This is a genomic window from Cereibacter johrii (genome assembly GCF_001720585.1).
In the GTDB taxonomy this organism is placed as follows: domain Bacteria; phylum Pseudomonadota; class Alphaproteobacteria; order Rhodobacterales; family Rhodobacteraceae; genus Cereibacter_A; species Cereibacter_A johrii.
This window is the reverse complement of the sequence record NZ_MABH01000192.1, coordinates 1-4,968: the sequence shown is the minus strand read 5'-3', so window position 1 is coordinate 4,968 and position 4,968 is coordinate 1. Positions and strand designations below refer to the sequence as shown.

The 4,968-nt window shown below is 71.4% G+C and carries 6 protein-coding genes; 4 read left to right on the top strand and 2 right to left on the bottom strand.

Going from position 1 to position 4,968, the window contains the following annotated elements:
- Window positions 1–139 precede the first annotated feature (139 nt).
- The 3 genes from A9O63_RS17425 (at window position 140) to A9O63_RS17415 (ending at window position 1,519) form a co-directional block, all read left to right on the top strand.
- Window positions 140–616, top strand: a complete 477-nt coding sequence (locus A9O63_RS17425) for an NUDIX domain-containing protein (RefSeq protein WP_069333059.1) — start codon at window positions 140–142, stop codon at window positions 614–616.
- 25 nt (window positions 617–641) lie between these two features.
- A complete protein-coding gene (locus A9O63_RS17420) occupies window positions 642–1,136 on the top strand; it encodes a GreA/GreB family elongation factor (RefSeq protein ID WP_009566580.1) in 495 nt (164 codons plus the stop codon).
- A 176-nt stretch (window positions 1,137–1,312) separates the two neighbouring features.
- A complete protein-coding gene (locus A9O63_RS17415; protein ID WP_069333058.1) occupies window positions 1,313–1,519 on the top strand; it encodes a hypothetical protein in 207 nt (68 codons plus the stop codon).
- Window positions 1,520–1,737: 218 nt separating this feature from the next.
- On the opposite strand, the gene argF is transcribed toward A9O63_RS17415, so the two are convergent.
- Both argF and A9O63_RS17405 read right to left on the bottom strand, forming a co-directional pair.
- Window positions 1,738–2,664: an ornithine carbamoyltransferase gene (gene argF / locus A9O63_RS17410; protein ID WP_069333057.1), complete on the bottom strand. Its 927-nt coding sequence runs from the start codon at window positions 2,662–2,664 to the stop codon at window positions 1,738–1,740.
- A 113-nt stretch (window positions 2,665–2,777) separates the two neighbouring features.
- Complete coding sequence (locus A9O63_RS17405; protein ID WP_069333056.1) at window positions 2,778–3,959, bottom strand: aspartate aminotransferase family protein; 1,182 nt, start codon at window positions 3,957–3,959, stop codon at window positions 2,778–2,780.
- A 779-nt stretch (window positions 3,960–4,738) separates the two neighbouring features.
- Here A9O63_RS17405 and A9O63_RS17400 point away from each other — a divergent pair.
- On the top strand, window positions 4,739–4,968 hold a 230-nt coding region (locus A9O63_RS17400), incomplete at its 3' end, for a GcrA family cell cycle regulator (protein WP_328585913.1).

The window sequence follows — 4,968 nt, the reverse complement described above, 5'->3', positions numbered from 1 at the left end:
CCCGCCGACGGCTCCCCCGCCCGAATCCGGCCGAGGCCGCTCCTCGCCTGCCGGATCGCCCGCCCCCCGGCTCCGTCCCGATGAGGTTCTCTCCCCGGGCCCTGCACCCCTTGAGACCCGCCCCTCCTGCGCCCGGGCGATGGACAAGGCCCGCGCCGCCTGCGAGGGTCGGGGCATGAGATCTCCCCGCCTCGCCGTTCGCGCCCTGATCCTGCACGAGAACCGCCTGCTTCTGGTCAATGCCTGGCCGGGCGGCGTGTCGGATCTGTGGTGCGCCCCCGGCGGAGGGGTCGAACCGGGCGCCTCGCTGCCCGACAATCTGGTGCGCGAGGTGGCCGAGGAGACCGGCCTCACCGTGGCGGTGGACGATCCCTGCCTCGTGAACGAGTTCCACGACCCCGACACGGGCTTTCATCAGGTCGATGTCTATTTCCGCTGCCGCATCCTCGCGGGCAGCCTCTCGGCCGAGTGGCGCGATCCCGCGGGCATCGTGACCGAGCGGCGCTTCTTCGCGCAGGAAGAGCTCGCCCGCATCCGCCACAAGCCCGACAGCCTCGCCGGGGCGACCTGGGGCGGCGGCCTCCTCTACGACCCGCTGGAGGTGATCGTCCGATGAGCCTGCCCTGCCGCCGGAGAACCCCATGAGCCGCGCCTTCGTGAAGGAGGACGGGCCGGACAACACGCCCTTGCCCGACCTGCCGATCAGCCCGCACCCGAACCTCGTCACTCCGCGCGGGCTGGCCGATCTGCAGGCCCGGCTTCTCGCCACGCAGGCGCGCCTCCGCGCGCTCCGCGCCCGCGAGGACCGGCTCGATCGCCTGCCGGAGGCCGCGGCCGAGCGCGACATCCGCTATCTCGAGGCGCGCATCGCCTCGGCCATCCTCGTCGATCCCGCGGCCCAGCCGCTGGACGAGGTGGCCTTCGGCCTCGCCGTCACCGTCGAGGACGAGGCGGGCCGCCGCACCGTCTGGGAGATCACCGGCGAGGACGAGGCTCAGGCCACGGCCCGCCGCATCGCGCCGCAAGCCCCCCTCGCCCGCGCGCTGATGGGGGCGCGTCTCGGCGAAAAGGTGGTCTGGACCCGCCCCGCGGGCGAGGTCACGCTGACGGTGACGGGAATCGCGCATCCGGAGTGACGGCCGGCGCTTTTCTCGACGCGCATAACTTCGGCAACCGGAACCGTCTTTGCACGTTGGGGGCCGGAACGAGGTCTTTGCCCCTCGCGGGGCACCGCCATGCAAGGTCCTGCAAGCGTTTCACGGTATCAGCGGTGTTCAGGGAGGATCACGCCAACCCTTTTGAAGAGGTCGACATGATCGAACTTGCCTTCGTGGCCTGCCTCAGCGCCGCCCCCGACGCCTGCGAGAAGCGCAGCCTCTACTATGCCGACGACCTGTCTCCCACCGCCTGCGTGCTTCGGGCGCAGCCGGAACTGGCGAAGTGGGTCTTCGACCATCCCCGCTACCGCGTCGCGAGCTGGAGCTGCCGCTTCCGCCCCGCCACCGAACAGGACGCCTGACGGCCCCGGGCCGTGGCGCCACCTTGCGGACCGGGATGCAGGAGAGGCCGGAGCCGCAGCGGTGCCCCACGGATCGGGACGCCTGACGGGCCGATGCCGGGGAGGCAGCCTGCGATCCGTCAGCGGCTGCCGGACTCCGCTCCCCGTGCGCCGGCCGGGCCGCCCGGTGCGGTCCGGAGATCAGGAGCGGGCCGCCCGGCCCGCTTGTCGCCTGCGCTTCAGAGGCCGAGGCACCAGCGCATGATGGCCTTCTGCGCATGGAGCCGGTTCTCGGCCTCGTCGAAGATCACCGAATGGGGGCCGTCCATCACCGCGCTCGTGGCCTCGTCGTCGCGATGCGCGGGCAGGCAGTGCATGAAGAGCGCATCGGGCTTGGCCTGCGCCATCAGCGCCTCGTTGACCTGATAGGGCCTGAGCTGGTTGTGCCGCCGCTCGCGCGCCGATTGCGGATCGTGCATCGAGACCCAGGTGTCGGTGACGACGAGATCGGCCCCCGCCACCGCCTTCGCCGGATCGCGCTCGATCGAGACGCGCCGGCCCTTCTCGCGGGCATAGCCCACGAACTCGGCCTCGGGGTCGAGCGTGGGCGGGCCGGTGAAGGTGAAGTCGAAGCCGAACTGCCCCGCCGCATGCAGGAACGAGGCGCAGACATTGTTGCCGTCGCCCGCCCAGACCACCTTGCGCCCCGAGATCGGGCCGCGATGCTCCTCGTAGGTCATGACATCGGCCATGATCTGGCAGGGATGGGTGCGGTTCGTCAGCCCGTTGATGACCGGCACCGTGGCATGTTCGGCCATCTCGAGCAGCGTCGCCTCCTCGAAGGTGCGGATCATGATGAGATCGACATAGCGCGAGAGCACGCGGGCCGTGTCGGCGATGGTCTCGCCGTGGCCGAGCTGCATCTCCTTGCCCGAGAGCACCATGGTCTGGCCGCCCATCTGGCGCACGCCCACGTCGAAGGAGACGCGGGTGCGGGTCGAGGGCTTCTCGAAGATCAGCGCCACCATGCGGCCGGCAAGCGGCTGGTCCTCGTCGAGCTGGCCCTTGGGTCGGCCCCTGCGCGCGGCCTTCATCGCATGGGCGCTGTCCATCATCTGCCGCAGCTCGGCGGTGTCGGTCTTGTGGATATCGAGGAAGTGGTTCACGGAAAGGGCCTTCTGTCTCGGGCGCGGGCCTCGGGCACCGCCGCCTGCCGGATGTTCATGCGCGACGGGGATCTGCGATCCCTCGTCGGCGCGGATCGGCCCGCAGGCAGGCGTCAGGCCGCATCGGCATCGAGCGTCCCCGCCGCCCGGTCGAGCCGCGCCACCGCCTCGGCGATGTCCTCGTCGGGAATGTTCAGCGCGGGCAGCAGCCGCACCACATTGTCGGCCGCAGGCACGGTCAGGAGATGCTGGCCGTAGGCCGCCTTCACCAGATCGGCATTCGGCGCCCGGCACTTGAGGCCGAGCATCAGGCCCGCGCCGCGCACCTCCTCGAAGACCTGCGGATGGGCCGCGACCAGCCCCTCGAGCTTCTGGCGGAAGAGCGCGGCCTTGCGGTTCACCTCGGCGAGGAAGGCGGGATCGGCCACGATCTCCATGACCTTCGCCCCCACCGCGCAGCCCAGCGGGTTGCCGCCGTAGGTCGAGCCGTGGGTGCCTGCGGTCATGGCCGCGGCGGCGGCTTCCTTCGCCAGCAGCGCGCCCAGCGGAAAGCCCCCGCCGATGCCCTTGGCCACCATCATGATGTCGGGCTCGATCCCCGCCCATTCGTGGGCGAAGAGCTTGCCGGTGCGCCCCATGCCGCACTGCACCTCGTCGAAGACGAGAAGCGCGCCCACGGCGTCGCAGGCGTCGCGCAGCCCCTTGAGGCAGACGTCGGGCAGGACGCGGATGCCGCCCTCGCCCTGCACCGGCTCGAGCATCACGGCCGCGGTCTTCTCCGAGATGGCCGCCCGCAGCGCCTCGTGATCGCCGAAGGGCAGCTGGCGGAAGCCCGGCATCAGCGGCCCGTAGCCCTTGGTCATCTTCTCCGAGCCCGCCGCCGCGATGGCGCCGGTCGAGCGGCCGTGGAAGGCGCCCTCGAAGCAGAGGATCTCGATCCGGTCGGGCTGGCCCTTCTCGGACCAGTATTTCCGCACCATCTTGATCGCGAGTTCCGCGGCCTCGGTGCCCGAGTTGGTGAAGAAGACCGTGTCGGCGAAGGTCGCCTCGACCAGTTTCTCGGCCAGCCGCTCCTGCTCGGGGATGCGGTAGAGGTTCGAGACATGCCAGAGCTTCGCGGCCTGCGCCGAGATAACCTCGACGAGCGCGGGATTGGCGTGACCCAGCGCATTCACCGCGATGCCGGCGCCGAGGTCGAGGTATCGGGTGCCGTCCTCGGCGGTGAGCCAGGAGCCCTCGCCCGCAACGAAGGCAAGGGGCGCGCGGTTGTAGGTCGGCAGGACGGCGGAGATCATCGGCAGGGGGCCCTTGAGAAGCCACAGGGGTGCCAGAGGCGGCGCCCCAAGTCAACGTGATGTGTCAGGAAGGAATGACAGGCGGAAGAGGCGCGCAGGCGCGGGCGACGCTCAGAAGCGTCGACGTCGGTCGGAAAGGGCGCGGGTCCGGCAGGTCATGCCGAGGGTCGTAGCGCCGCGCGGCCGGTCTGTCCACTGCTTTTCCGTGTGCCGGGCGTCTCGCCCGGCAAGAGCGGCGTCGCGGAGAGGCTCCGCAACGCCCCGGCCCCACCTGTCGGGGGGGCTCGGCGCGCGCGTGAGCTTCCCCTTGCCGCCCGCGCGGCGTGAACAGATGCGACGGCTTCCCTTTGCCGTTCGCGCGGCGTGGGCGGATGCGAAGTCTTCCCCTGCCGTCCGCACGGCGGCGTCGGACGCGAAGGCTTCACCTTGCAGCCCGCGTGACGTCGGCGGACGCGAGGGCTTCTCCTTGCCGTCCGCGCGGCGTGGGCGGTGGACGCACGGGCTTCTCCTGCGGTTCGCGGGGCGCAGGGGAGCGCGAGGGCTTTCGAGAGGCGTCGGCGCCCGCGAGGCATCCGCTGCCTTGGGGCGACATCTCCGGCCAAAGCGGGGCGGTCCGATGCCTCCGGTCGGGGGTCTGCGGGGCGGACCGGAGGGGCCGCGGCGCCGGAGCGGCTTGAAACACGGCCGGGGCGGGTGTAAATCTCGCCCCTCCTCCCCAAAGGCGGGGAACGGCGGAAGCCCGGCATCCGGTCGGGTCCACCCTCAAGCGGAGTTGCGGCATGTCCTGGACCGACGAGCGCGTCGAGACCCTGAAGCGAATGTGGGCCGAGGGCCAGAGCGCCAGCCAGATCGCCAAGGAACTCGGCGGCGTCACCCGCAACGCGGTGATCGGCAAGGTGCACCGTCTGGGCCTGTCGAACCGCGTGGGCGGCAACGGCGGCCGCGAGGAAGCCGAGGAAGAGGCGGCGCCGGCCGTGGGCGCGGCTCCGGCCAGCCCGCCCCCGGCCCC